Raw genomic sequence first — 25,726 nt, 5'->3', positions numbered from 1 at the left:
TATTTATTGAGTAATAATACTGTATAACTCTTCATCGCTGGTTGCTGATCTTAGTCGTCGACAAAGTGTTTTATCGGCAAGTTTTTTCGCAATCAGAGAGAGCGTATGCAAATGTGTCTTGCATTGATCTGATGGCACCAGTAAGGCAAACAGCAAATCAACAGGTTGATTATCAATGGCATCAAAGGCTATTGGCTCTTCAAGATGCAAGAATACACCGACAGCGTCTGAGGCGCATTCTTTGCTTAGCTTTCCGTGTGGAATAGCAATTCCACAGCCAATACCCGTCGTACCTACTTTTTCCCGTGTTAGCAGCGCTTCAAAGACGACATTTTCAGGCAACTGTAATTGCACTGACGCCAGCTCGCTAATAATTTCTAAGGCTCGTTTTTTACTTTTACAGACAATATTATTGCGCGTACAGGACAAATGCAAAACAGAGCTTAGCGGTATATCTATATCGTTATTCATTTATTTGTTCACTTAGGAGTACAAAACCAGATGCGACCCTGCCATCTGGTTTTTTAACCGGTTTAAGCGTATGAAATATAATATTCATACGGTGATATCGGTATTAATGTTGTCTCAATTTTTCTTTATGTTTAGTTATCTGGCGTGACAATTTATCAACCAGCATATCAATTGCGGCATACATATCTGAACTTTCCGCTGAAGCATGGAGGTCAGCGGCATTAACTTGTACGGTTGCTTCTGCAATTTGATTCAATTTTTCGACTTTTAATATCACTTGGATACCATTAATACGGTCGAAGAGTTGCTCCAGTTTTTTGCATTTTTTCTCAACTGTTTCACGTAATGCACTGGTTATTTCAATATTTTGTCCAGTAATTTGAAATTCCATACTATCTTCCTTATATGTTTAATTTAAACCAGTTTTTTACGCTGGTTAGAGGGCGGGATAGATAAAGATTCTCGATACTTAGCGACAGTTCTTCGGGCAACCTGAATACCTTGTTCGGCAAGCATGCTAGCCAATTTACTGTCGCTGAGTGGCTTGGCTGAGTCTTCGGCGGCCACTAATTTTTTCACCAACGCACGGATTGCCGTTGAAGACGCTTCACCGCCAGTATCGGTATTGACGTGGCTGGAGAAAAAATACTTCAATTCAAAAATACCCTTTGGACTGTGAAGGTATTTTTGAGTTGTTACTCGTGATATGGTGGATTCATGCATATCAACTTGATAAGCAATATCCGCGAGCACCATTGGTTTCATCCGTTCTTCGCCGAATTCGAAAAATTCTTGTTGCTGCTCAACAATGCAAGTTGCCACTTTTAACAGTGTCTCATTTCGACTTTCCAGGCTTTTTATCAACCACTTAGCATCTTGTAAATTATTACGAATGTATTGGCTATCATTTTCATTCTGCGGATTTTTAATCATTGCCGCATAATGCTGATTAATACTTAAGCGTGGAATACTATCGTTATTGAGTTCAACCTGCCAATGGCCGCCAACTTTACTGACTAATATATCAGGAATAACGTATTCGGATTCGCTAGTATTAATTGATTGTCCCGGCTTCGGATTTAACGACTGGATTAAATCGATGGCAATTTTTAGCTGTTCTTCTTTGAGCCGAGTTAATTTAGTTAATTGCCGAAAATCTCTATTAGCTAATAGATCGAGATAATTTTTGATGATAATCAGAGCGTCTTTTATTCCAGGAGTTTCATCTGGATACCAAGATAATTGAATTAATAAGCACTCTTTTAAATCACGAGCAGCCACCCCAATGGGGTCAAAATGCTGAATCCGCTTGAGCACTGCGATGACTTCGTCTAGGCCAATATCAGGATTATCAATACCTTCATGAATTTCTTCGGCGCTCAGTGTTAAGTAGCCAGAATCGTCAACAGAATCAATAATTGAGGTCGCAATAGCTCGGTCAATTTCACTAAAAGGCGTTAATTCAGCTTGCCACATAAGATAATCTTGCAATGATTGAGTCGTTTCGCCCTGATAAATAGGCAGTTCATCATCACTATAATCATTACGTGTTCCCGAAGGCGTACCGGCAGTATAAATCTCATCCCAGCTAGCATCTAGCGGTAGCTCGTCGGGCATAGCGGCTTTTTCAAGCGCATCACCAGTATCTATAGCGCTGTGATCATCGTGGTTATAGTCGTCAAGTGATTCGATTTCATCATGGGTATCTTCTTGTTCTAACAGGGGGTTAGTTTCAAGTGCCAGTTGAATTTCCTGCTGAAGCTCAAGCGTAGAAAGTTGCAACAAACGAATAGCTTGTTGTAGCTGTGGCGTCATTGCCAATTGCTGACTTAATCTTAGCTGTAAACTTTGCTTCATGAACGAGTGATAATCTCCTTTGATAATATACAGATAGCCTAATGTTTACAGTCGGAATCCTTCACCGAGATACACGCGTTGAACTTGTTCGTTGGCCAGGATCTCTTGAGGAGAACCATGAGCGATAAGGTGTCCCTGACTCACGATATAGGCTCTCTCACAAACATCAAGTGTTTCGCGAACATTATGATCGGTAATTAATACCCCCAGACCATAGTCTCTTAAATGCTGAATAATTTTTTTAATATCCAGTACCGAAATTGGGTCAACACCAGCAAAGGGTTCATCGAGTAAAATAAATTTAGGATTAGCGGCCAATGCCCGGGCAATTTCAACTCGACGACGTTCCCCGCCAGATAACGATTGGCCTAAGCTATCACGTAAATGGGTAATACTAAATTCTTCCATCAGTTCATCGGCACGGTCTTTACGTTGCTCTGCGGTTAAATCATGGCGAATCTCGAGTACCGCCATCAGGTTATCATAGACACTTAGACGGCGAAAAATCGATGCTTCTTGCGGTAAATAACCGATACCTCTGCGCGCGCGTTCATGCAGTGGTAGCAGGCTGATATCTTCGTTATCGATAGTAATGGTACCTGCGTCGCGCTGGACAATACCGACCACCATATAGAACGTAGTTGTTTTGCCTGCACCGTTAGGTCCCAATAAGCCTACAATTTCACCTGATTCAACCTTTAAGCTGACATCTTCAACAACTTTGCGTTTTTTATACGCTTTGGCTAAGTTTTCTGCGATTAATGTTGCCATTGTCTATTATTTACTCTTGCTATTAGCGTTGGGGCCTTTTTCTTGTAACTGAGAAGGCAATAATACGGTAGTAACCCGTTTACCTTTGTCGCTAAATGCTTCCATCTGTTGTGTTGGAACCAAATAAGTGATTTTGTCCCCTTTAATGCTGCTATCAAGTTGTTCTAATTGCGCATTCCCAGTTAAAATAACCAGCTCTTTTCCCATCTCATAACGCATTTTTTCGCCGCGTCCTTTGATAGGTTTTCCATCATCTTGCAGTTGATAGAATGTCACTGGATTACCGAAAGCTTCAACCACAATTTGTTTTGCGTCGCCGTTAGGACGGGTAACAATAACCTTGTTGGCTTTTATTTCGATTGAACCTTGTTTGATGATAACGTCATCTGTAAATATGGTAACATTTTTTTCTAAATCAAGGGATTGCTTAACAGAGTTAATCGTAATTGGCTGCTGCGTATCTGTTTTCAATGCCATTGCAGGTACACTGAGAGCAAAAATTGCACAAGCAATGGCCCCTTTGATTAAACATTTTTTACCGACGTGATTCATTCTTTTGCTCTTCATTGTTGGATCTCGTAATGAGTTTTAACATCATCAATTAATTCTGCTGTTCTGTTGCGCAGATTGCCGCGCATTTTCATTCCGACTGATTTTAGCCCAAGGCCAATAATGGTGACTTTATCTTCGGAGGATACATCTTGTGTCGTTAAATTAACAATGGCACTTTGTGTTGATATTCGCTGTATTTGAGAGTCTTTACTCAGGCTGTCGACTTCAACTTCACCATATAAATACAGCATTTTATCACTAGTTAGTTTGGCTTTCTGCGCCCTAACAGTCCAGGTTGGAATACCTGATTCATTATAAGTCGTCAATACAGGTTTACTGAACCAGGTTATTTTTTCGGCGGTATAATTATCAATTTTATCAGCCACTAATTTATAGGCTAAATCACCCATCGGATTATAGACAAAAGTCACCGACTCATCAGTTTGATAATTAGGCTGGCTATTATCCGCGGACACAGAAACTACCGGTGTTTCGTTGTCGGAAATATTCCAGCCAATCAAGCCAAGAGCAATAATTGCTAAGATAATTATTAACCAAGTTTTTGTTTTGCTCATTATCGGGTCTGTTCAGTTAAATAGATAATCCTTTTGCTTCTTCTAATTTACCTTGCGCTAGAAGAATCAAATCACATAATTCGCGTACTGCGCCTTTACCGCCAGCAATTTTAGTGACGTAGTCGGCTTTGGGTAATAACAGCGGATGGGCATCAGCAACAGCGACGCTTAAGCCGACTTGTGACATTACTGGCCAGTCAATTAAGTCATCACCAATGTAAGCAATTTCTTCTGGTTTAAGCTTCAGTGTATCTAACAGTTCGCGATACGCCAAAAGCTTATCGCTTTGTCCTTGGTAAAGATATGTAATACCGAGGGTTTGAGCGCGATCTTCCAGTAATTTAGCTTGGCGACCAGTAATAATAGCGACTTCAATACCGGAAGTGATTAAACACCGGATACCGTAGCCATCTCGAACATTGAACGCTTTTAGCTCTTCACCTTGATTGCCCATATAAATCAACCCATCGGACATCACGCCATCAACGTCACAAATCAATAACTTGATACGTTGTGCTTGGTGTAAAATATGTTTATCTATCGGGCCATAGCAAGTCGCTACATATTGTGGTTCAGTCATGCTATCTTCTCTGTTAACAAAACGGTTTTTAATTACTCGACGGTTATTTAATATTGGCAATACTATAATTAACAGACTTATTTGCCATCGACGTTAGATAACACCGGCTTGCAGTAAATCATGCATATGTAATACGCCAACTAATTTATTATCCTCGGCGACTAATACTGAAGTAATATGTTTTGATTGCATCAGGTTTAGCGCTTCAACGGCGAGAATATCCGGAGAAACGCGGATCCCACCAGCTGTCATGACGTCGGTGATTTTGGCATTATTTAAATCGATACCCATATCAAAAATACGGCGTAAATCACCATCAGTAAAAATACCGTTAATTTGCATATTATCATCGCAGATAACACACATTCCCAGTTTTTTACGGGTAATTTCTAGTAGTGCTTGGCGTAATGTTGCTGCTTGAGTGACATGAGGAATATCATCACCTGTATTCATTAAATCACGAACTAGCAATAATAGTTTGCGTCCTAGTGCGCCACCCGGATGAGAAAGGGCAAAATCTTCTGCTGTAAAGCCGCGAGCTTTTAATAGGGCAACCGCTAATGCGTCACCCATGACTAAGGTTGCTGTAGTACTGGTTGTAGGTGCCAATCCTAGTGGGCAAGCTTCTTGTGGTATTTTTATGCATAAATGGATATCAGAATATTTACCCATGTTGCTATGTGGATTATTAGTCATGCAGATGAGAGAGACTTGCTGACGTTTTAAGACTGGAATAAGAGATAAAATTTCATTTGATTCCCCCGAATTAGAAATAGCTAACACGGTATCGCTGCGGGTTATCATACCAAGATCGCCATGGCTGGCTTCTCCCGGATGAACAAAGAATGAAGGGGTGCCTGTGCTGGCTAGGGTAGCTGCAATTTTTCGCCCGATATGGCCTGATTTCCCCATGCCCATTACCACGACTTTGCCTTTACAGCTAATAATTCGTTCACAAGCACGATCAAAATCGTCATTAATATATTGTTCTAGGTTAGCCAGTCCTTCGCGTTCAATTTGTAGAACCTCTTTGCCTACCTGCTGAAAATTAATTTTTGACATTTTTTCCTACTCTCAGGGGGTTATTTTTATTTAGAAATTGAAAATAGTATCACTAATGTATCTCAGCCTTGTTCGAATAATTACACGGGCTTTTGAAGATTGCAGCATACCGTAAATCAGAAATATACGCTTTAGATTCACGAAAGATTATTATTTAACTATATTAATAACTATATTATCTAACAATACAGTGATTAGCTTAGCACCATAAACTAATCGATATGAGTTAAAAGTAACTATTATTGAATAGTTATTTTAGGTTTTGTTACTCAAAAATATCTTTTTTTAGTCTATTTTTTAATAGCCACACTAATTTCATGCGTTTTTTATGCTGTATTGGTCAGTTTTAATCATTATTAGTTGAGATAAATATTTATTTAACAACGCCCTAGGTGAAAATAAAACAGTTGTAACTTAGAGAGCGAAATAAAAACCAACATTCTGTAACATGCTATTTATAGATAATAAGATTATTATGGCGATAAAATAGACCAGCTCATAAATTCAATTGGATGATGTAAAAGAGTTAGCTGATAAATGAAAGCACAAATAGATAATTTAATTGAAGTGCGCAATATGTCCTTTACTCGCGGTAATCGGAAAATCTTTTCGGAGATAAATCTGACCATACCGCGAGGAAAAGTTACCGCAATTATGGGGCCGTCTGGAATAGGAAAGACCACGCTGCTGCGTTTGATGGGGGGACAGCTTCGGCCGGAAGAGGGTGAAATTTGGTTTGATGGCGAGAATATTCCTGCGCTATCACGCGCCAAGCTATATCATGCGCGTAAAAAAATGAGCATGTTATTTCAGTCGGGCGCGCTGTTCACGGACATGAATGTCTATGATAACGTGGCTTTTCCCTTGCGTGAGCATACAAAGTTACCTGAATCCTTAATTCATACGACGGTGATGATGAAATTAGAGGCTGTCGGCCTACGCGGTGCGGCGAAATTAATGCCTTCAGAGCTTTCAGGGGGAATGGCTCGCCGTGCGGCGCTCGCGCGCGCGGTAGCTCTTGACCCTGAGTTAATTATGTTTGATGAGCCATTTGTTGGTCAAGACCCGATCACAATGGGCGTTTTGGTTAAATTAATTGATGAATTAAATCAATCGCTTGGTGTGACTTGTGTGGTGGTCTCCCATGATGTGCCTGAAGTGCTGAGTATTGCAGATAAAGCGTATATTGTGGCGGAACAGCATGTTATCGCCCAAGGAACCGCTGACGAATTGCAATCAAATACTGATCCACGAGTGAGACAGTTTATCGATGGTATTGCTGATGGCCCGGTGCCATTTCGTTTTCAGGCTGGGGATTATCTGACAGATTTATTAGGGTAAGTAATATGATAACAAAGGCAATCGCCGCTCTAGGGCGACGCTGGATTAATATAACCGCATCATTTGGACGCGCGGGTTATATGTTGTTCAGAGCGCTAATAGGTAAACCAGAATTTGGTAAACAATGGCCTTTATTGGTTAAGCAGCTGTATCACGTAGGTGTTCAATCATTGTTAATTGTAGCCGTATCAGGTTTATTTATTGGTATGGTTTTAGGTTTACAGGGTTATTTAGTACTAACCACATTTAGTGCCGAAGCCAGTTTGGGCATGATGGTGGCATTGTCACTACTGCGTGAGCTTGGTCCCGTTGTAACCGCGCTATTATTTGCAGGGCGAGCAGGCTCTGCTCTGACCGCTGAAATTGGTTTGATGAAAGCCACTGAGCAAATTTCTAGCTTGGAGATGATGGCTGTTGATCCCTTACGACGAGTTATTGCTCCTCGTTTCTGGGCCGGTTTTATTAGTATGCCATTATTATCCCTGATTTTTGTTGCGGTGGGAATTTTAGGTGGTTCGATTGTTGGTGTTGATTGGAAAGGTATCGATGAAGGCTTTTTCTGGGCTTCTATGCAATCGGCGGTTGAATGGCGTCATGATTTAATCAACTGCTTTATTAAAAGTGTAGTTTTTGCCATAACAGTTACTTGGATTGCACTGTTCAATGGTTATGATGCGATCCCGACATCAGAAGGGATCAGTCGAGCAACGACGCGTACCGTGGTACATGCCTCGTTGGCGGTATTGGGTTTGGATTTTGTACTTACGGCAATGATGTTTGGGAATTAAGTCATGCAAAGCAAAAAAAGTGAAATTTGGGTTGGATGTTTTATGCTTATCGCATTAGCGGCAATTGTCTTTCTTTGCCTAAAAGTCGCGGATATTCAATCGATTGGTAATAAGCCCACTTATCAGATCAATGCTTCTTTTAGCAATGTAGGTGGATTAAAACCGGGCTCTCCGGTACGAGTTGGTGGTGTAGTGGTGGGCCGAGTGGCTGATATTACACTGAATAAACAAACCTATGAGCCAGATGTCAAAATTGATATCTTGAGCGAATATGACAATATTCCAGATACTAGCTCATTATCTATTCGTACCTCGGGTTTATTAGGTGAGCAGTATTTAGCCTTAAATATTGGTTTTTACGATGAAGATATGGGCACTGAAATATTAAAAAACGGCGGTCGGATTCAAGATACTAAACCCGCTATGGTGCTAGAAGATCTTATAGGACAGTTCCTGTATAAAAGCGGTGACTCTGCAACTCAAGTTGAAAGTAAGTAATCAGTATTCTCCTGAGAATATTAGAGCGCATTTTTATATTTTAAATTTTTAGTTGAAAAACTTTATTAAATATTAAGGAATTATGTATGTTTAAACGATTTCTTATGGTGGCATTGCTGGCGATAGCGCCTTTTGCAATGGCTATTGACCAAACGGATCCTTATAAATTAATGGATGAGGCGGCAACAAAGACCTTTACCCGTTTAAAACAAGATCAACCTCAAATCCGTAAAAATCCAGACTATTTACGTCAAGTAGTACGTGAGGAATTACTGCCATATGTACAAATAAAATACGCGGGTGCGTTGGTATTAGGAACTTATTATAAAGAGGCGACCCCTGCACAACGAGAAGCTTATTTTCGTGCTTTTGAGGCGTATTTAGAACAGGTTTATGGGCAAGCATTGGCGATGTATAATGGTCAAACTTACCAGATAGCCCCTGCGCAGCCTTTAGGAAATAAAACAATCATTGCTATTAGAGTAACCATTGTTGATCCTAATGGGCGTCCGCCTGTACGTTTAGATTTTCAATGGCGCAAAAACAGCAAAACAGGTTATTGGCAAGCCTACGATATGATCGCCGAAGGTGTCAGTATGATCACGACTAAACAGAATGAATGGTCTGATATTCTGCGTAAAAAAGGTATTGATGGACTGACTGAAGAATTAGAAATTAGCGCTAAAGTGCCGATTACTCTTGATGAGAAGAAGTAATATGACTCAAACCCTTTCTTGGCAACGGCATGATAATATTCAAGGGCATGTTTTGCGTTTAGCCGGTGAACTGGATAGAGAGACTTTATTGGCTTTTTGGCAGCAACGTGACGCTTTGCTGGTGGATATAGCCGCAATTGATGTTTCTGGGTTGACACGGGTTGATTCAACCGGGTTAGCCATGTTTGTGCGTTTACAAGGCGAATTAAGCGCCGTGGGCCATAAAGTACAGATTACAGGAATTAGCGATAATTTTAATACCTTAATTGAGCTCTATGGTTTAACTGCGCTGATTAACAACTAAGTCAATTTGTGTAAAAATTACGCCTCTGACTGCTTTTCTGCCTCAGAGGCGTTTTCTTTGGTTTAAGAGTGACGATTAATCCATTAGGATAGCTGGTTATACCCGTTATATTTTATATTGTAGCTGCATTAGTTTGATGCTCATCATCCCAAGATTTAAGTTATCAAAAATAACTTAAATGAATTTATTGGGTTGCCGCTATCTCTGACATTTTTGCAATTTTGATTATCGATATTGTTTGATCATGAATTGTTTGATCATGAATTGTTTAACCATGAATATTATATTTAGGGTAAATTTATAAAAATTTATACTGAAAATTATTAACCCTTTGGAAAATGAGTGATTATGGATACCAACGAAATTAAACAAGTACTAATGGATGCTCTGGGTCTGGATGAGGTCATCGTTAAAGGTGAGGGTAGCCATTTTCAGGTTATCGTTGTTGGTGCCATGTTTGACGGCATGAGCAGAGTAAAACAACAACAATCTGTTTACGCACCGTTGATGGAATATATCGCTGATAACCGCATTCATGCGCTGACAATTAAAGCCTATACCCCCGAGCAATGGGCGCGTGATAAGAAATTAGGCGGCTTCTGATAGCTAGCCAGCCTAATTTAGAGTGTAGTAATACGGTATCAACCTGATACTGTTTGAAAATAATGATGACACGTTTGCCGAGGCGAACCGTCTATTGAATTTGATTGATGAGAATAACTGAATGGACAAGTTCCGAGTACAAGGTCCAACCCAATTATCGGGTGAGGTCAAAATATCAGGCGCAAAAAATGCCGCATTACCGATTATGTTCGCAGCATTATTGGCCGAAGAGCCCGTTGAAATTCAAAATGTACCTGAATTAAAAGATATTGATACGACCATCAAACTGCTAAATCGCCTCGGAACAAAAGTAGAACGTAATGGCTCTATTTTTGTTGATGCGAGTAACGTTAATCAATTTTGTGCACCGTATGAGTTAGTAAAAACAATGCGCGCATCTATTTGGGCGCTTGGTCCATTAGTCGCTCGTTTTGGGCAAGGGCAAGTCTCTTTACCAGGTGGTTGTGCTATCGGTGCTCGTCCTGTTGATTTACATATTTCTGGATTAGAGCAATTAGGCGCGAAAATCGTACTGGAAGAAGGCTATGTTAAAGCGACAGTTGATGGTCGCTTGAAAGGCGCGGCTATTGTTATGGATAAAGTCAGTGTTGGTGCGACTGTTACCATTATGACTGCCGCCACGTTAGCAGAAGGTACGACCATCATTGAAAATGCTGCACGTGAGCCAGAAATTGAAGATACGGCAAATTTCTTAAATACGCTCGGCGCCAAAATTAGTGGTGCAGGCACTGACCGTATTGTTATTGAAGGTGTTGAGCGTCTGGGTGGCGGTACTTATCGTGTATTGCCTGATAGAATTGAAACCGGCACATTCTTAATTGCTGCGGCGGTTTCTCGTGGCAAAGTGATTTGCCGTAATGCTCGCCCAAATACCCTTGATGCTGTATTGGCTAAATTGCGTGAAGCCGGGGCGAAAATTGAGACTGGAGAAGATTGGATTAGCTTAGATATGGAAGGTCAGCGTCCAAAAGCGGTTACTTTGCGTACTGCTCCACATCCGGGATTCCCAACCGATATGCAGGCGCAATTTAGTTTATTGAACTTGGTTGCTGAAGGTGTAGGCATGATCACAGAAACGATTTTTGAGAATCGTTTTATGCATATCCCTGAATTAATTCGTATGGGAGCTCATGCTGAAATTGAAAGTAACACGGTAGTATGTCATGGCGTAGAAAAATTGACTGCCGCGCAAGTGATGGCAACAGATTTACGCGCATCAGCTAGCTTGGTGCTTGCGGGCTGTATCGCGGAAGGGACGACTACGGTCGAGCGTATTTATCATATTGATCGCGGTTATGAGCATATTGAAGATAAATTACGCGGCTTAGGTGCCAACATTGAACGTATTAAATCAGATGAAGAATAATTGATTCTGAGATGATTGAATCTTCTTTGTATTGCCGAAAGGATTAAAATTAAATGGGGCGATGAGTTAATCTTAATTGCCCCATTTCGTGGTCAGGTTATTTTTAATCATCAAGGTGTTTCATCGGTCACTTCTTCGATAATCACATCAATAGTCATCATTTCACCGTCACGTAAAATCTGTACGGGGACTTTACTGCCGGGACGAATTTCTGCCACTAAATCCATCGTTTCTGCTGCAGATATTGCGGGTTTTCCTTCAACAGCAAGAATGATATCACCTTGTTTAATCCCGGCTTTTTCTGCTGGACCATCATGACTTACCTGAAAAACACGCAGCCCTTTAATTTGATTGATATTATTGTTATTTGAGCGGATTTGCGGCAACTCGCGCGAAGTAATTCCGATGTAACCACGTACAACGCGACCATCACGGATCAATTTATCCATAATTTTGGTGGCAAGAGGTGCAGGGATTGCGAAACTTAATCCTTCAGTTGATAGCCCATTACCGGCATTAAACGATAATGTATTGATACCGACTAGCTCGCCTTCAGTATTAATCAGCGCGCCACCAGAGTTACCTGAATTTATTGAGGCATCAGTCTGTAAGAAATTTTGTCGCCGAGTTGAGCTAAGGCCGACCCGTCCAGTAGCGCTGATAATTCCTTGAGTGACGGTTTGTCCTAAATTATACGGATTTCCTATCGCCAAGACGACATCGCCAACGCGAGTTGTGCGTTGGGGATTAATTGGAATAACCGGTAAATTTTCTGCATCAATTTTTAATACGGCTAAATCTGTCAGAGGATCTGAACCGACAAGCAGTGCATCGAAAATCGAACCGTCTTGCAGAGCAACAAGTATTTGATCTGGGTTATCTACGACATGTTTATTGGTAATAATATAGCCATTGGCATTCATAATAACACCAGAGCCTAATGAATTGAGTTCACGCCCAGATTGAGAAATACTGCCTTTTGCGCTGCTGTAGACATAAACGACGGAAGGTGCGGCGATCCGTACCGCTTTATTATAGCTAACTGGCTCATTATCCGATTTGCCATACAGCAAATTGGTAATCCCTTGAGGGCGCAGAGTAGGCACCGCAATAATAATAATTGCGGCAGCAATAATGCCTAATAGCGCTGCACGGATTAACTTTTTAACCATAAGCTGAGTAATAATATTTATCAAAGAAGATAGGAATAGCAGGAGAATAGCATAAATAAAAACAGACACAGTAGATAACTGTGTCTGTTTTGCGCAAAAATAATAATTATTGCTAGTGCTGGTTATTTTCTAAACAGCAAATAGAGCGTCTCATCACCACGTAGAACTTTCATTGCCAATACGGGCGGTTTGCTATCAATAATTTTACGGAACTGCTCAATGGTCTCAACGCGAGCGTCATTTACACCAAAGATTAAGTCACCTTTTTCCAACCCGATCATTGCTGCCGGTGATTTGGCTGCAATGCTGTCAACTTTTACGCCGCGAGTATTGCTGATAGTGGCATTAGATAAGGTTGCACCCAGCAGTGACTCCGTTAATTTTTCGGCTTTAGTGCTGTTACCTTCGCCATTTTCTAACACAACTTTTACGTCTATTGGTTTGCCATTACGCAGCAAGCCAATAGTAATTTCTTTACCGATTTCGCTGGTACCAATTTTGGCTCTTAATTCAGCAAAGCTATTGATGCGCTTACCATCGACAGATATCAGGATGTCACCGGATTTAATTCCAGCTTTAGCTGCGGAGGATTTAGGCATAACTTCACTAACAAAGGCTCCACGCTGAGCATCAATTTTGAATGCTTTAGCAATATCAGAATTCATTTCAGTGCCTTTAATACCCAGCAATCCACGTTTGACTTCACCGTGTTTAATTAATTGATCACTAAGGTTTTTAGCCATATTGCTTGGAATAGCGAAGCCGATGCCAATATTACCGCCGCCCGGTGCTAGAATTGCGGTATTAATCCCAATTAATTCACCATTTAGGTTTACTAGCGCACCGCCAGAGTTACCACGGTTAATTGAGGCATCAGTCTGGATAAAGTTCTCTAAGCCTTCAAGATTTAATCCACTGCGGCCTAGCGCAGAAATAATTCCTGAGGTTGCTGTTTGGCCTAATCCAAATGGATTACCCACAGCGACAGCAAAATCACCGACGCGTAATTTATCGGAGTCTGCCATTTTGATTTGTGATAAATCTTTGATATCTTTGTTATTTATTATTTTTAATAGTGCGATGTCAGTTTGTCTATCTTGCCCTATCAGCTTAACATCGATTTCTCGACCATCATTTAGTTGAATTTGGATTTTATCCGCACCATCAATAACATGATTATTGGTTAATATATAACCTTGACTCGCATCAATAATAACCCCTGAACCTAGCCCTTCAAATGGACGTACATTTTGTTGTGGTGCAGGAAAATTAGGGCCAAAAAATGGTTTTAACTCTTCTGGGATTTGTTGGCTTTGAACCCGAGTGCCTGAAACATGTACGCTGACAACAGCAGGCAATACTTTTTCTAGCATGGGGGCAAGGCTTGGCAATTCTTGACTTTGCGATGTGGCAGGAATTGCAGCGCTACTGACGGCCGGAAGCGTGGCTAATGATAAACTAAGACTCATCGCTAATGCGGTCAGAAAGAAATTTTTTCTTTTCATAATTAGGTTAATTCTCTCAAGACTAAAGGGTAATTAATGGTTAAATTTATTCTGTTGGATAAAGTGCTTCGCTTGATTCAGTGATATACAGAATTAAGCTAAATCTAGCGAGATGACAGATATGGATATTATGACTGTCGATTATGGGGAAAAGTTCAATTAGCGGATAGCGGGATTGGTCTTTTTTACACGTATTTACATGCATTTAATTTGAATAAAGATAATTATGCACTGGCAAACAATAAGTTTGCCAGTTATGTATAGAGGTAATTATTTTTCTTTTTCGTCCATAGGGCGGAATAATCCAGAAGCACCTTCAGAATAATCTCTTGGCGGCATTTTTACTGGGGCTTGATCATTATCAGCTTCAGATTCGGTGAGGCGATAATTAAATGGATTGTCTTGCTCTGGCATATCAGACATTAGTTCCGATGAACTTTTAGCCATGTGCTGATAAAGCTGACGATAATCACGAGCCATGTTATCGAGTAATTCCGCGCTGCGAGCAAAATGGCCAACGAGCTCTTTACGGTATTCTTCGAGTTCCTCATTTTTCTTTTCTAGCTCAACCTGCATTGTTTTTTGCTGGCGAACTTTACTGTTACCGTATCGCACGACTAGCGCGCCGATAATGAAACCAATAACTAATCCAATTAGTGCATATTCCCAAGTCATACAGGCTCCTTCGTTCACATCATTATTGTTCGCAGAATTTAAGCTTAGTTCCCATTACTATATACTATAAATAGTTCGAGTTGCAGCAAGATGGCAAACGAAGATCTCCAAATTAGTATATTTTATTACTGATTTGGATTACTGAGAACAGCCAGCATATCTGCATCTTGAAGTATGACGAGTATACCTGTTAATGTCGAAAGAGTGGAATACAAAGGCGTATTGATAAACTTTATTTAACCTTTGGCGCGACATTATATTATCTCGGCATTACGTCGGCGGTGATTTTATCGGCTTATTTATGCGTTAATTAAGCGTTAATCGACCCGAATATGAGAGCGGCGCTAGCAAAGTTAATTGAATCACAAACTTGGTTATATTTAGCGCAGTGTACAGCAAATAGCGGCTCTAATGCCGTGATAATTTAAGGATTATTCAGTTAATGTTGTCAACCACCCCTCTGATGCTTTATCAGCAATCGCTTGATGCAGGTGATTATCAGCCGGATGATGTCCAGCGTAAAACTGTCGAACGTTTGGATGAGATTTATCATCAGCTGATTGAACGATCGAAGAATAATCAGCCGGAGAAATCTTTGGGATTTAAACAGCGATTAGGAAAATTATTAAATAAAAAGACCCCATCAGCTATCCCTCCGGTGCAAGGATTATATCTGTGGGGCGGAGTGGGGCGAGGTAAAACGTGGTTGATGGATATGTTTTATCAAAGCTTACCCATCGAACGAAAACTTCGTTTGCATTTTCATCGATTTATTCAGCGGGTCCAACAAGAGCTAATTGCTCAGCAAGGGAAAGAAAATCCATTAGAAATCATTGCTGATGGCTTCAAAGCTCAAGCGGACGTGGTGTGCTTCGATGAATTTTTCGTATCCGATATTACCGATGCGATGATTTTAGGTACTTTATTTGAAGCATTATTTGCGCGTGGGATCACGTTAATCGCTACTTCAAATATCCCCCCGGATGAGCTGTACCGCAATGGGTTACAGCGCGCCCGTTTTTTACCGGCGATAGAACAAATAAAAAAACATTGTGAAATTATGAATGTTGATGCCGGAATTGATTATCGATTAAGAACCTTAACTCAAGCACATTTGTATCTTACCCCGTTATCTGAGCAAAATCGTCAGCAACTAAATACGATGTTTGTGCATTTAGCCGGCAAAAAAGCCGAGGCTAATCCAATTTTAGTAGTAAATCATCGCCAAATGCCCGCTCTTTATTCAGCAGATGGTGTATTAGCGATTACTTTTAACGTATTATGTGAAGATCCACGCAGTCAGAATGACTATATTTTTCTTTCCACCTGCTATCACACGGTGTTGCTCTACGATGTTCCTATGATGGGGTCATCGAATGAAAGCGCAGCGCGACGTTTTTTAGCCTTGGTGGATGAATTTTATGAACGAAAAGTAAAATTGATTATCAATGCGCAGGTTGCCATGGAACAATTGTACCAAGGGCAATTATTGCAATTTGAATATCAACGTTGTCTTTCTCGTTTGCAGGAAATGCAGAGTGAGGACTATCTAAAAGTTCCGCATTTGGCATAATTTGGAATGGCGCGGATATTGTCATAAAACGATTTCTTTGTGCGATTGCTAATGCGATTTGCCTATAGAAGTCAGTTGAATTGATAAACTTTGTGTATATTTCATTCATCTTTTTTGAGATGATTTTGGTGAAATAGAAAAAAAATGCTTTTGGGGTCGATTTTTATGATTAACTTCTCTATAATCTTGCGACCCCACGTTACAGCGATGTTTTTTATTTCCCAAAAAATATCGCATTAGTGCCGGCATAGGCTGCTCGAAGGGGTAGGTTTGCTGGACAAGCGTCGTGTGAACCTCGAAAAAGTTTATGGACATGAGTGTTCACCAACATGTAACTTCAATATTGGGTAAGCTTTAATGAAAACTTTTACAGCTAAACCAGAGACGGTAAAACGTGACTGGTACGTTGTTGATGCAGATGGCAAAACATTAGGCCGTCTTGCAACTGAAATTGCTAGTCGTCTGCGCGGCAAGCACAAAGCGGAATATACTCCGCACGTTGATACTGGCGATTACATTATCGTTCTTAACGCAGAAAAAGTTGCTGTAACCGGCAAAAAGCGCGAAGACAAAATCTACTATCGCCATACTGGCCATGTAGGTGGTATCAAGCAAGCAACCTTCGAAGAGATGATTGCTCGTAGTCCTGAGCGTGTGATTGAAATCGCGGTTAAAGGCATGCTGCCAAAAGGTCCTCTGGGTCGTGCTATGTACCGTAAACTAAAAGTTTACGCAGGTAACGAGCACAACCACGCGGCGCAGCAACCGCAAGTTCTTGACATTTAATCGGGATTATAGGTAATGGCTGAAAATCAATACTACGGCACTGGTCGCCGCAAAAGCTCTTCCGCTCGCGTCTTTATTAAGCCTGGTAGCGGTACTATCACAATCAACCAACGCACTTTAGAACAATACTTTGGTCGCGAAACTGCGCGCATGGTCGTTCGTCAGCCGCTGGAATTGGTTGAGATGTTAGGTAAACTGGATCTGTACATCACTGTTAAAGGTGGTGGTATTTCAGGTCAGGCAGGCGCAATCCGTCACGGTATCACCCGTGCACTGATGGCTTATGATGAGACTCTACGTTCAGATCTGCGTAAAGCTGGTTTTGTTACCCGTGATGCGCGTTCTGTTGAGCGTAAGAAAGTGGGTCTACGCAAAGCACGTCGTCGTCCACAGTTCTCCAAACGTTAATTTATTGCCCTTGTGGCAGAGAATTAATGATAAAACCCGTCACTATGGCGGGTTTTTTATTTTTATTAGAAAAACTTTAGAGTTAAATTCAAGGATATAATCCTGAATATCACATCGCAGTGGTTTTTATTGGCTGATAAAATCGAATATTTTGGTTATTTTCGATATTTAATCACGATTTTTCAACATCCACCCCCCTAAAGTACGCAAAATCTGCTAAACTAGAGCCCTGCTTTTTGTTTTTTATTTCTCGCATCAACTTGGCGAGAGGGTTGTGCGAGCTTTCAATATGGAAAATTGAACTTTAGCACAGAGAACTTTAAAGCGGATGAACGGGTTGAAATAATAATTCTGTTATTTCAGCAAAGTTATTCTGCTTTTATAAAATTTGGAGGTTTTCATGGCTGTCGCTGCCAACAAACGTTCGGTAATGACATTATTTTCAGGCCCAACCGACATTTTTAGCCATCAGGTACGTATTGTGCTGGCAGAGAAAGGGGTGAGCGTAGAAATTGAACATGTAGAACATGATCATCTACCACAGGATCTTATTGATTTAAACCCGTACCAGAGCGTACCAACATTAGTTGATCGTGATCTGACTCTGTACGATCCGCGTATCATTATGGAATACCTCGATGAACGTTTTCCTCATCCGCCATTGATGCCTGTGTATCCAGTCGCGCGTGGTAACAGTCGTTTATTAATGCATCGCATTGAAAAAGACTGGTATTCATTGATGAATAAAATTGAAAAAGGTACGGCACAAGAAGCACAAGCTGCGCGTAAACAACTGGCTGAAGAATTGATTGCTATCTCTCCGGTATTCAATGAAATGCCTTTCTTTATGAGCGATGAGTTCAGTTTGGTTGATTGCTATTTGGCTCCGCTATTATGGCGTTTACCGGTTCTCGGTGTTGAGTTGCATTTAGCTAGCAGCAAACATTTACAAGTTTATATGCAGCGTGTCTTTGAACGTGATGCATTCTTGGCATCAATGACTGAAGCTGAGCGTGAAATGCGCCTTCCAGCAAGAGGTTAGTAATATGATGGATATGGCACCTATGTCACCACGTCGTCCTTATTTATTGCGCGCCCATTACGAATGGCTGCTGGATAATGAGTTAACTCCCCATTTAGTCGTGGATGTTGCTGCCCCTGGGGTAAATGTTCCTATGGAATATGCGCGTGATGGACAGATAGTGTTAAATATCGCCCCGCGAGCGGTGGGTAATTTAGATATCAGTAATGAGTATGTGCAGTTTAATGCTCGTTTTGGTGGTATTCCTCGTCAAGTATCTGTGCCTATGGCGGCGATTATTGCTGTTTATGCGCGTGAGAATGGGGCTGGTATGATGTTTGAACCTGAAGCAGCTTATGATGAGTCTGAATTAGTAGATCAACAGGATACTGAATCATCCAGTTCAACAGAGAAGACTGCACATCTTCGTGGTATCAAAGTGGTTGATAATTCAAGCGATGACAGTTTATCAGTCGAGCCACCCTCGGAGCCTTCTTCTCCTGATGATGAGCCACCTAAGCCACCGAAAGGTCGTCCAGCGCTACGGATCATTAAATAACGATATGATTAAATAACGGTATGATTAAATACTGATCCTCTAGCGTTCGGTATCAGACTGGGTTGCCACATTATTCATCATAATTAAACAGGGGGGCTATCCCCCTGTTATTTATTTTACTGTTTTGCGTTTATTCCCGCTTAAACTATCAAACATTCATATACAGCATTATCCCTTCAGCAGCTTTGCGTCCTTCAGCAATCGCAGTAACCACTAAATCAGAGCCACGAACAATATCGCCTCCGGCAAAAATTTTGGGATTTGACGTTTGATACGGTCTGTCAGAAAATTCTGGTGCGACAATACGGCCTCGATTATCTAATTCAACATTATGTTGTGTTAACCAAGATAAATCATGTGGTTTAAAACCAAAGGCCATAATGACGGCATCAGCGGGAAGAATATGCTCCGAGCCAGCAATTAACTCGGCTTGTCTGCGTCCATTACGATCTGCGACGCCAAGCTGAGTACGGACGACTTTGACTCCGCAGGTTCGACCATGCTGATCGACTTCGATACTTATCGGTTGTAAATTGAATAAAAACTCGGCGCCTTCTTCGCGTGCATTTTTAACTTCGCGCGGTGATCCGGGCATATTTTCTTCATCCCGTCGATAAGCACAACTGACTTGAGTCGCGCCTTGGCGGATGGCAGTTCGCACACAATCCATTGCTGTATCACCGCCACCGAGTACGACAACGCGTTGACCTTTGAGGTCGATATAAGGTGATCCAGAGTTAGCGCTAAATCCCATCAGCTCGCGTGTATTGGCGATGAGGTAGGGCAATGCTTCATAGACACCCGTGGCATCTTCATTGGCGATATCGCCTTTTAATGAATGATAAGTACCGGTACCGACGAATACTGCATCATATTGCTCAACTAAGTTGGCGAGTGCAATATCTTGGCCTATTTCGGTATTGAGTATGAATTCAATGCCCATTTGGCTAAAGATCTCTCGCCGACGGCTCATAATTGATTTTTCGAGCTTAAAGGCGGGGATCCCAAACGTCAGTAGTCCACCGATTTCAGGATGTTTATCATATACAGTGGCTTGTACGCCATTGCGAGCCAGTACATCGGCACAGGCTAAGCCCGCAGGACCGGCCCCGATAATCGCCACACGTTTACCGGTGGGTTTAACCTGTGAAAGATCAGGACGCCAGCCCATCTCGAAGGCTTTATCGTTGATATAGCGCTCAATATTACCTATGGTCACAGCACCAAAATCATCATTGAGAGTACATGCGCCTTCACATAAACGGTCTTGTGGGCATACGCGACCACAAACTTCTGGTAAGCTATTGGTTTGATGAGATAATTCAGCTGCTTCTATAATCCGCCCTTCATTGGCGAGTTTTAACCAATTGGGAATGTAGTTATGCACTGGGCATTTCCATTCACAATATGGATTCCCGCAGGACAAACAGCGGTCTGATTGTGTTTCTGCCTGCATGGCACTGAATGGCTCATAAATTTCGATAAACTCAATTTTTCTGATATTGAGCGGTTTCTTTGGCGGATCAATGCGTTGCAGGTCAATAAATTGATATACGTTATGGCTCATATCTTCCCCTTATTGTGCCTGAATACGCAATTCAGCGGCAGAGCGGCTACGGTGTCCTAACAATGCATTGACATCGCTAGATTTTGGTTTGACCAGTGAAAAATGGCTCAGCCAGTGTTGCCAGTTGGCGAGAATAGCTTCTGCACGTGCTGAGTGAGTGAGTTGCGCATGTTCAGTCATCAAACCACGTAAATGTTCTTCATGTATCGGCAGATCGCCGACAGATAATACCTCGACCATCTCGCGGTTAACTCGTTGATTAAAGTCATTGAGTTCATCAAGCACGTAAGCAAATCCCCCGGTCATACCGGCACCAAAGTTGATACCTGTGCGCCCTAATACACACACTATACCGCCGGTCATATATTCACAGCCATTATCGCCTATCCCTTCAACTATCGCGATAGCCCCGGAATTTCGCACCGCAAAGCGTTCCCCAGCACGGCCTGCGGCGAACAGCTTGCCGCCAGTAGCGCCATACAGGCAGGTATTACCAATGATGGTGGCTTCATGGCTAGAAAAAGCTGAACCTACTGGAGGTGCAATCACAATACGCCCGCCTGCCATGCCCTTACCTACATAGTCATTAGCATCACCAATAAGGGTTAACTCCACGCCTCCGGCATTCCAAACGCCAAAACTTTGCCCGGCAGTCCCAGCAAAATGCAGTCGAATTGGATCGGCTGCGAGGCCTTGATCGCCATGACGACGAGCAATTTCGCCGCTGAGCAGCGCACCGACAGATCTGTCGGTATTGAGAATATCGTAATACAAAGTTTTGCTTTGTTGTTGCTCGATAAACGGCAGGGCATCTTGCAGTATCTGCTGATTTAGATTTCCTTTATCAAACGGCGGATTCGTCGCGGTGCAATAAACCGGTGCGCCTGATTGCGGTTGCGCTTGTTCCAGCAATTTTTCTATTTTCAATTTGCTCTGTTTTGCGGTAGTGCCTTCAATAATATCAAGTAAGTCAGTTCGTCCAATCAGGTCGGTTAACTGTTTAATCCCCAGAGCAGCCATAATTTCGCGAGTTTCTTGGGCGATAAATTTAAAGTAATTAATCACTCTTTCTGGCAATCCGTGATAATGGTGCTGGCGCAAAGTATCATCTTGGGTAGCAACGCCGGTTGCACAGTTATTAAGATGGCAAATTCGTAGATATTTACAGCCTAATGCCACCATAGGCCCTGTACCGAAACCAAAGCTCTCTGCTCCTAATATTGCGGCTTTGATAATATCTAATCCAGTTTTTAAGCCGCCGTCTATTTGTAGACGAATTTTATGGCGTAATCCATTGGCAACTAAAGCTTGTTGAGTTTCAACTAATCCTAATTCCCATGGACAGCCAGCATATTTGACTGACGATAATGGGCTGGCTCCGGTGCCGCCATCGTAGCCTGCAACAGTGATTAAATCGGCATAGGCTTTTGCGACACCGGTCGCAATAGTCCCAACACCCGGCTCCGAAACTAATTTGACCGAAATTAGAGCTTGTGGATTAACTTGTTTTAAATCGAAAATTAGCTGCGCTAAATCTTCAATTGAATAAATGTCATGATGCGGTGGTGGCGAAATTAATGTAACGCCCGGTACAGAATAGCGCAGCTTTGCAATATAAGGGGTGACTTTATCTCCCGGTAGTTGTCCGCCTTCTCCGGGTTTTGCTCCTTGCGCGACTTTAATTTGAATAACATCGGCGCTAACTAAATAGGACGGCGTGACCCCAAAGCGGCCTGAGGCAACTTGTTTGATTCTGGAGCGTTTTAGCGTGCCATAACGCACGGGATCTTCACCGCCTTCGCCTGAGTTAGAAAAGCCACCGAGAGTATTCATCGCGATAGCCAATGCTTCATGTGCTTCTGGGCTGAGGGCGCCAATTGACATAGCTGCGGTATCAAAGCGCTGATACAACGAGCTTGCGGGTTCAACGTCATCGATATCAATCGCATTATTACCAATTTTTAGCGACAGTAAATCGCGCAGGGTCGTGATAGGGCGATGAGATACCAGCGCGGAATATTTTAAATAATCACTGTATTCACCACTGTGAACGGCTTGTTGCAACGTTTTAATGATATCTGGATTATAGGCGTGATATTCCCCGGTATGGCTATATTTTAGATTTCCGCCTTGCTCCAGCGGTAAGCGTGGCAACCATGCTCGGCGGGAGAGATTAAATAGATCTTGCTCAAAATCGCCAAAATCGGCTCCCCCAATACGACTGATAACCCCGTCAAAACAGGCAGCTGTTAGCTCTTCACTTAGCCCAACGGCTTCAAATAATTTGGCACAACGATAAGATGCAACCGTTGAAATACCCATTTTTGACATGATTTTGTATAAGCCTTTATTGATCCCATTACGGTAATTCAATAAGACATCGGTAAGCGATTTATCAAATAGTTGATTATCTTTCATCGCTGCCAGTGATTCATAGGCTAGATACGGGTAAATCGCTGTTGCCCCAAAGCCAAGCAATACGGCAAAGTGATGTGGGTCACGAGCGCTAGCCGTTTCAACGATAATATTGGCATCACAGCGTAAATGTTTTTCAATTAAACGTTGCTGTACCGCGCCGACAGCCATTGGGGCTGGGATAGGCAACCGTTGGGCTGAGATATTACGATCGGAGAGGATCAGCATAACTACGCCTTGGCGTACGAGTTTTTCGGCTTGCTGGCACAGCTCGTCAATAGCTTGTTTTAGTGTTGATTCGCCTATTTGATAAGTAATATCAATTATTTCATGCTGATAATAGCGTTTATCTTGTGAGAGTAATTGCTGAAAATCGGAATACAGCAATATAGGCGATTTAAAACTTAATCGATGAGCCTGGCCTTCGGCCTCGCAAAAAACATTCATCTCACGGCCAATACAGGTCGCTAGAGACATGACATGTGCTTCTCTAAGCGGATCGATCGGAGGATTGGTGACTTGAGCAAATTGCTGCCGAAAATAGTCATAAATAATACGCGGCCGGCTAGATAATACTGCAAATGGCGTATCATCACCCATTGATCCCGTCGCTTCTTGGCCGTTTTCGCCTAGCACGCGGATAACTTGATCTAACTCTTCACTGCTGTAAGCAAATTGTTTTTGATAGCTGGCTAGCGTTTGATTATCCATTGCCCGCTGCCCTGAAAAGCTATCGACGAGATCTTCAAATGCGGTTAAACGAGTCACATTTTTTTCTAACCACTGTTTATAGGGGTGGCGGCTTTTCAGGTCATTATCGGTTTCTGCACTGTGCAGAATGCGACCTTCTTGTGTATCAATCACCATTAATTCGCCCGGGCCTACACGGCCTTTCTCGACGACTTCATCGGGCTGATAATCCCAAATACCAATTTCGGAGGCGCAGGTAATTAGTTTATCTTTGGTTATCACATAACGCGCAGGGCGCAGGCCGTTTCTGTCCAAATTACAGGCGGCATAACGGCCATCAGACATTACGATACCGGCTGGGCCATCCCAAGGTTCCATGTGCATTGAGTTGAAATCAAAGAAGGCTTTAAGATCATCATCCATATCTGGATTATTTTGCCAAGCGGGTGGAACCAGTAAGCGCATCGCTCGCACTAAATCCATTCCGCCATTTAATAATAATTCCAGCATATTATCTAATGAGCTGGAATCAGAGCCTGTTTCATTGACGAATGGCGCAGCAGATTGTAAATCCGGGATTAAGGGGGTGCGAAATTTATACGAGCGTGCTCGCGCCCATTGGCGATTACCGGTAATAGTATTAATTTCGCCATTATGCGCTAAATAACGAAACGGCTGAGCAAGAGGCCAGCGCGGAGTAGTATTGGTTGAGAAACGCTGATGGAATAAACAGATAGCAGATTCCATTCGGAGGTCAGCAAGGTCAGGATAAAAACGAGGTAAATCAACAGCCATACATAGGCCTTTATAAATATTGACCAAGTTTGATAGGCTGCAAATATAAAAATCGCTATCGGTAATACGTTTTTCTATCCGCCGGCGCGCCATAAACAGACGCCGTTCTAGATCTCTTGAACGCCATCCCGCGGGAGCATTGATATAAATTTGCTCTATTTTCGGTAGGCTAGAGAGCGCAATACTGCCTAGAATCTCTTTATTAATTGGAACGGTACGCCAACCGACGACGGCTAAGGTTTCATCGGCAATTTCTTCTTCAACAATCTGACGACATTGCTGGGCAATATTTTCATCTTGACTGAGAAATAACATGCCTACGGCGTAATTTTTAGCTAATCGCCAACCTTTTTCTTCGGCGATAAGATGAAAAAAACGGTCGGGTTTTTGTAATAATAAACCGCAACCATCGCCTGTTTTACCATCGGATAATATTGCGCCTCGATGTTGCATTCTGGCGAGTGCATGGATTGCGGTTCTGACAACTTTATGGCTAGGTTCGCCTTCGATATGGGCGATAAGTCCGAAACCACAGTTATCACGCTCCTGTGACTGATTGTATAACATGATTGCCCCCAATATTCCCTTGCAGCTCTATGGTATTTTAATTTTACTCACGCTGGTTTATGAAAATTTAAGTTGTGGCGTCAGTAAATATCGCTAACTATCTGATTGATATAGCGATTAAATGATTGTTGTGTGTGCCTGTTGCTGTATTATGAATATAGCTAAGTTTGCATAAATATGGTGTGCCTAATCGACTGAGTTGACAGTTGACGGCGAGAATTCAACTTAGCGACATTTATTAATGCGGTCAAATATTAGCTATTGAGTAAGATTTTTAGTATTTTGTTGAGGTAAGTTTTTGATTAAAAAAATAAATATAGGATTAAATGGTTTTTGTGAGCTAGCTCATATTCTATTTTTGTTAGATTTATAATCACTGTGTTTTATACGATTTACCTTGCATATGTTCTGATTGTTTCTGGTTTGTAACGCTTTAATTTCTCTTTCCGTTTCATTTAAAGATGATTAAATTATTTTTAATATTTTTT

General features: G+C 41.8%; 25 protein-coding genes. 12 read left to right on the top strand and 13 right to left on the bottom strand.

All coding sequences use genetic code 11. The features are described 5' to 3' along the window. Nucleotides 1-3 precede the first annotated feature (3 nt). From ptsN to kdsD, 8 genes are all read right to left on the bottom strand, one after another. The gene (gene ptsN / locus M992_RS00885) at nucleotides 4-471 is read right to left on the bottom strand and encodes a PTS IIA-like nitrogen regulatory protein PtsN (protein ID WP_047255230.1); all 468 of its coding nucleotides are present in this window, start codon (nucleotides 469-471) and stop codon (nucleotides 4-6) included. Nucleotides 472-574: 103 nt separating this feature from the next. Beyond that, on the bottom strand, nucleotides 575-862 hold the full coding sequence (hpf, locus tag M992_RS00880) for a ribosome hibernation promoting factor (RefSeq protein WP_053906982.1): 288 nt from the start codon (nucleotides 860-862) through the stop codon (nucleotides 575-577). A 23-nt stretch (nucleotides 863-885) separates the two neighbouring features. Beyond that, nucleotides 886-2,328, bottom strand: coding sequence for an RNA polymerase factor sigma-54 (gene rpoN / locus M992_RS00875; RefSeq protein ID WP_053906981.1), 1,443 nt, complete (start codon nucleotides 2,326-2,328; stop codon nucleotides 886-888). A 45-nt stretch (nucleotides 2,329-2,373) separates the two neighbouring features. Next, complete coding sequence (gene lptB, locus M992_RS00870) at nucleotides 2,374-3,099, bottom strand: LPS export ABC transporter ATP-binding protein (RefSeq protein WP_053906980.1); 726 nt, start codon at nucleotides 3,097-3,099, stop codon at nucleotides 2,374-2,376. 6 nt (nucleotides 3,100-3,105) lie between these two features. After that, entirely contained in the window at nucleotides 3,106-3,651 is a 546-nt protein-coding gene (gene lptA, locus M992_RS00865) for a lipopolysaccharide ABC transporter substrate-binding protein LptA (RefSeq protein WP_053906979.1), read from the bottom strand. An 11-nt stretch (nucleotides 3,652-3,662) separates the two neighbouring features. Then, nucleotides 3,663-4,226: an LPS export ABC transporter periplasmic protein LptC gene (gene lptC, locus M992_RS00860; RefSeq protein WP_053906978.1), complete on the bottom strand. Its 564-nt coding sequence runs from the start codon at nucleotides 4,224-4,226 to the stop codon at nucleotides 3,663-3,665. Between the two features lie 16 nt (nucleotides 4,227-4,242). Continuing rightward, the gene (kdsC, locus tag M992_RS00855; RefSeq protein WP_053906977.1) at nucleotides 4,243-4,806 is read right to left on the bottom strand and encodes a 3-deoxy-manno-octulosonate-8-phosphatase KdsC; all 564 of its coding nucleotides are present in this window, start codon (nucleotides 4,804-4,806) and stop codon (nucleotides 4,243-4,245) included. A 93-nt stretch (nucleotides 4,807-4,899) separates the two neighbouring features. Further along, nucleotides 4,900-5,868 carry an arabinose-5-phosphate isomerase KdsD gene (gene kdsD / locus M992_RS00850; protein ID WP_053906976.1) on the bottom strand — a complete coding sequence of 323 codons (969 nt, stop codon included), beginning with the start codon at nucleotides 5,866-5,868 and terminating at the stop codon, nucleotides 4,900-4,902. 537 nt (nucleotides 5,869-6,405) lie between these two features. Here kdsD and mlaF point away from each other — a divergent pair. From mlaF to murA, 7 genes are all read left to right on the top strand, one after another. Then, on the top strand, nucleotides 6,406-7,209 hold the full coding sequence (gene mlaF / locus M992_RS00845) for a phospholipid ABC transporter ATP-binding protein MlaF (protein ID WP_053906975.1): 804 nt from the start codon (nucleotides 6,406-6,408) through the stop codon (nucleotides 7,207-7,209). 5 nt (nucleotides 7,210-7,214) lie between these two features. Beyond that, a complete protein-coding gene (gene mlaE / locus M992_RS00840; protein WP_053906974.1) occupies nucleotides 7,215-7,997 on the top strand; it encodes a lipid asymmetry maintenance ABC transporter permease subunit MlaE in 783 nt (260 codons plus the stop codon). 3 nt (nucleotides 7,998-8,000) lie between these two features. Next, nucleotides 8,001-8,495: an outer membrane lipid asymmetry maintenance protein MlaD gene (mlaD, locus tag M992_RS00835; RefSeq protein ID WP_053906973.1), complete on the top strand. Its 495-nt coding sequence runs from the start codon at nucleotides 8,001-8,003 to the stop codon at nucleotides 8,493-8,495. An 86-nt stretch (nucleotides 8,496-8,581) separates the two neighbouring features. Beyond that, the gene (gene mlaC / locus M992_RS00830) at nucleotides 8,582-9,211 is read left to right on the top strand and encodes a phospholipid-binding protein MlaC (protein WP_053906972.1); all 630 of its coding nucleotides are present in this window, start codon (nucleotides 8,582-8,584) and stop codon (nucleotides 9,209-9,211) included. A 1-nt stretch (nucleotide 9,212) separates the two neighbouring features. Beyond that, nucleotides 9,213-9,515 carry a lipid asymmetry maintenance protein MlaB gene (mlaB, locus tag M992_RS00825; protein WP_053906971.1) on the top strand — a complete coding sequence of 101 codons (303 nt, stop codon included), beginning with the start codon at nucleotides 9,213-9,215 and terminating at the stop codon, nucleotides 9,513-9,515. A 348-nt stretch (nucleotides 9,516-9,863) separates the two neighbouring features. Further along, complete coding sequence (gene ibaG / locus M992_RS00820) at nucleotides 9,864-10,118, top strand: BolA family iron metabolism protein IbaG (protein WP_053906970.1); 255 nt, start codon at nucleotides 9,864-9,866, stop codon at nucleotides 10,116-10,118. 121 nt (nucleotides 10,119-10,239) lie between these two features. Continuing rightward, nucleotides 10,240-11,505: a UDP-N-acetylglucosamine 1-carboxyvinyltransferase gene (gene murA / locus M992_RS00815; RefSeq protein WP_053906969.1), complete on the top strand. Its 1,266-nt coding sequence runs from the start codon at nucleotides 10,240-10,242 to the stop codon at nucleotides 11,503-11,505. Between the two features lie 110 nt (nucleotides 11,506-11,615). Here the strand turns inward: murA and degS are convergent, their stop codons facing one another. From degS to zapG, 3 genes are all read right to left on the bottom strand, one after another. Continuing rightward, nucleotides 11,616-12,677, bottom strand: a complete 1,062-nt coding sequence (gene degS / locus M992_RS00810) for an outer membrane-stress sensor serine endopeptidase DegS (RefSeq protein ID WP_047255265.1) — start codon at nucleotides 12,675-12,677, stop codon at nucleotides 11,616-11,618. 122 nt (nucleotides 12,678-12,799) lie between these two features. Then, on the bottom strand, nucleotides 12,800-14,182 hold the full coding sequence (locus M992_RS00805; protein WP_053906968.1) for a Do family serine endopeptidase: 1,383 nt from the start codon (nucleotides 14,180-14,182) through the stop codon (nucleotides 12,800-12,802). Between the two features lie 270 nt (nucleotides 14,183-14,452). Next, on the bottom strand, nucleotides 14,453-14,857 hold the full coding sequence (zapG, locus tag M992_RS00800) for a Z-ring associated protein ZapG (protein ID WP_053906967.1): 405 nt from the start codon (nucleotides 14,855-14,857) through the stop codon (nucleotides 14,453-14,455). 442 nt (nucleotides 14,858-15,299) lie between these two features. Between zapG and zapE the strand changes: the two genes are divergently transcribed. From zapE to sspB, 5 genes are all read left to right on the top strand, one after another. Then, on the top strand, nucleotides 15,300-16,430 hold the full coding sequence (gene zapE / locus M992_RS00795) for a cell division protein ZapE (RefSeq protein ID WP_053906966.1): 1,131 nt from the start codon (nucleotides 15,300-15,302) through the stop codon (nucleotides 16,428-16,430). 357 nt (nucleotides 16,431-16,787) lie between these two features. Then, nucleotides 16,788-17,216: a 50S ribosomal protein L13 gene (gene rplM / locus M992_RS00790; protein WP_047255212.1), complete on the top strand. Its 429-nt coding sequence runs from the start codon at nucleotides 16,788-16,790 to the stop codon at nucleotides 17,214-17,216. 15 nt (nucleotides 17,217-17,231) lie between these two features. Continuing rightward, entirely contained in the window at nucleotides 17,232-17,624 is a 393-nt protein-coding gene (gene rpsI, locus M992_RS00785; protein WP_047255211.1) for a 30S ribosomal protein S9, read from the top strand. Nucleotides 17,625-18,024: 400 nt separating this feature from the next. Next, nucleotides 18,025-18,666 carry a stringent starvation protein SspA gene (sspA, locus tag M992_RS00780; RefSeq protein WP_047255210.1) on the top strand — a complete coding sequence of 214 codons (642 nt, stop codon included), beginning with the start codon at nucleotides 18,025-18,027 and terminating at the stop codon, nucleotides 18,664-18,666. 7 nt (nucleotides 18,667-18,673) lie between these two features. Continuing rightward, nucleotides 18,674-19,204 carry a ClpXP protease specificity-enhancing factor gene (sspB, locus tag M992_RS00775; RefSeq protein WP_053906996.1) on the top strand — a complete coding sequence of 177 codons (531 nt, stop codon included), beginning with the start codon at nucleotides 18,674-18,676 and terminating at the stop codon, nucleotides 19,202-19,204. Between the two features lie 148 nt (nucleotides 19,205-19,352). Here sspB and M992_RS00770 read toward each other — a convergent pair whose 3' ends face one another. After that, on the bottom strand, nucleotides 19,353-20,771 hold the full coding sequence (locus M992_RS00770; RefSeq protein ID WP_053906965.1) for an FAD-dependent oxidoreductase: 1,419 nt from the start codon (nucleotides 20,769-20,771) through the stop codon (nucleotides 19,353-19,355). Nucleotides 20,772-20,780: 9 nt separating this feature from the next. Then, the gene (gltB, locus tag M992_RS00765; protein WP_053906964.1) at nucleotides 20,781-25,238 is read right to left on the bottom strand and encodes a glutamate synthase large subunit; all 4,458 of its coding nucleotides are present in this window, start codon (nucleotides 25,236-25,238) and stop codon (nucleotides 20,781-20,783) included. Between the last annotated feature and the right edge of the window lie 488 nt (nucleotides 25,239-25,726).

Origin of the sequence: Moellerella wisconsensis ATCC 35017 (assembly GCF_001294465.1) — a bacterium.
In the GTDB taxonomy this organism is placed as follows: Bacteria; Pseudomonadota; Gammaproteobacteria; order Enterobacterales; family Enterobacteriaceae; genus Moellerella; species Moellerella wisconsensis.
This window is presented reverse-complemented; position numbering and strand designations above follow the sequence as displayed.

Excerpts from the sequence above, each read along its gene's own strand:
- ptsN (WP_047255230.1), bottom strand. The coding sequence starts at position 471 with ATGAATAACGATATAGATATACCGCTAAGCTCTGTTTTGCATTTGTCC.
- hpf (WP_053906982.1), bottom strand. The coding sequence starts at position 862 with ATGGAATTTCAAATTACTGGACAAAATATTGAAATAACCAGTGCATTA.
- rpoN (WP_053906981.1), bottom strand. The coding sequence starts at position 2,328 with ATGAAGCAAAGTTTACAGCTAAGATTAAGTCAGCAATTGGCAATGACG.
- lptB (WP_053906980.1), bottom strand. The coding sequence starts at position 3,099 with ATGGCAACATTAATCGCAGAAAACTTAGCCAAAGCGTATAAAAAACGC.
- lptA (WP_053906979.1), bottom strand. The coding sequence starts at position 3,651 with ATGAATCACGTCGGTAAAAAATGTTTAATCAAAGGGGCCATTGCTTGT.
- lptC (WP_053906978.1), bottom strand. The coding sequence starts at position 4,226 with ATGAGCAAAACAAAAACTTGGTTAATAATTATCTTAGCAATTATTGCT.
- kdsC (WP_053906977.1), bottom strand. The coding sequence starts at position 4,806 with ATGACTGAACCACAATATGTAGCGACTTGCTATGGCCCGATAGATAAA.
- kdsD (WP_053906976.1), bottom strand. The coding sequence starts at position 5,868 with ATGTCAAAAATTAATTTTCAGCAGGTAGGCAAAGAGGTTCTACAAATT.
- mlaF (WP_053906975.1), top strand. The coding sequence starts at position 6,406 with ATGAAAGCACAAATAGATAATTTAATTGAAGTGCGCAATATGTCCTTT.
- mlaE (WP_053906974.1), top strand. The coding sequence starts at position 7,215 with ATGATAACAAAGGCAATCGCCGCTCTAGGGCGACGCTGGATTAATATA.
- mlaD (WP_053906973.1), top strand. The coding sequence starts at position 8,001 with ATGCAAAGCAAAAAAAGTGAAATTTGGGTTGGATGTTTTATGCTTATC.
- mlaC (WP_053906972.1), top strand. The coding sequence starts at position 8,582 with ATGTTTAAACGATTTCTTATGGTGGCATTGCTGGCGATAGCGCCTTTT.
- mlaB (WP_053906971.1), top strand. The coding sequence starts at position 9,213 with ATGACTCAAACCCTTTCTTGGCAACGGCATGATAATATTCAAGGGCAT.
- ibaG (WP_053906970.1), top strand. The coding sequence starts at position 9,864 with ATGGATACCAACGAAATTAAACAAGTACTAATGGATGCTCTGGGTCTG.
- murA (WP_053906969.1), top strand. The coding sequence starts at position 10,240 with ATGGACAAGTTCCGAGTACAAGGTCCAACCCAATTATCGGGTGAGGTC.
- degS (WP_047255265.1), bottom strand. The coding sequence starts at position 12,677 with ATGGTTAAAAAGTTAATCCGTGCAGCGCTATTAGGCATTATTGCTGCC.
- M992_RS00805 (WP_053906968.1), bottom strand. The coding sequence starts at position 14,182 with ATGAAAAGAAAAAATTTCTTTCTGACCGCATTAGCGATGAGTCTTAGT.
- zapG (WP_053906967.1), bottom strand. The coding sequence starts at position 14,857 with ATGACTTGGGAATATGCACTAATTGGATTAGTTATTGGTTTCATTATC.
- zapE (WP_053906966.1), top strand. The coding sequence starts at position 15,300 with ATGTTGTCAACCACCCCTCTGATGCTTTATCAGCAATCGCTTGATGCA.
- rplM (WP_047255212.1), top strand. The coding sequence starts at position 16,788 with ATGAAAACTTTTACAGCTAAACCAGAGACGGTAAAACGTGACTGGTAC.
- rpsI (WP_047255211.1), top strand. The coding sequence starts at position 17,232 with ATGGCTGAAAATCAATACTACGGCACTGGTCGCCGCAAAAGCTCTTCC.
- sspA (WP_047255210.1), top strand. The coding sequence starts at position 18,025 with ATGGCTGTCGCTGCCAACAAACGTTCGGTAATGACATTATTTTCAGGC.
- sspB (WP_053906996.1), top strand. The coding sequence starts at position 18,674 with ATGGATATGGCACCTATGTCACCACGTCGTCCTTATTTATTGCGCGCC.
- M992_RS00770 (WP_053906965.1), bottom strand. The coding sequence starts at position 20,771 with ATGAGCCATAACGTATATCAATTTATTGACCTGCAACGCATTGATCCG.
- gltB (WP_053906964.1), bottom strand. The coding sequence starts at position 25,238 with ATGTTATACAATCAGTCACAGGAGCGTGATAACTGTGGTTTCGGACTT.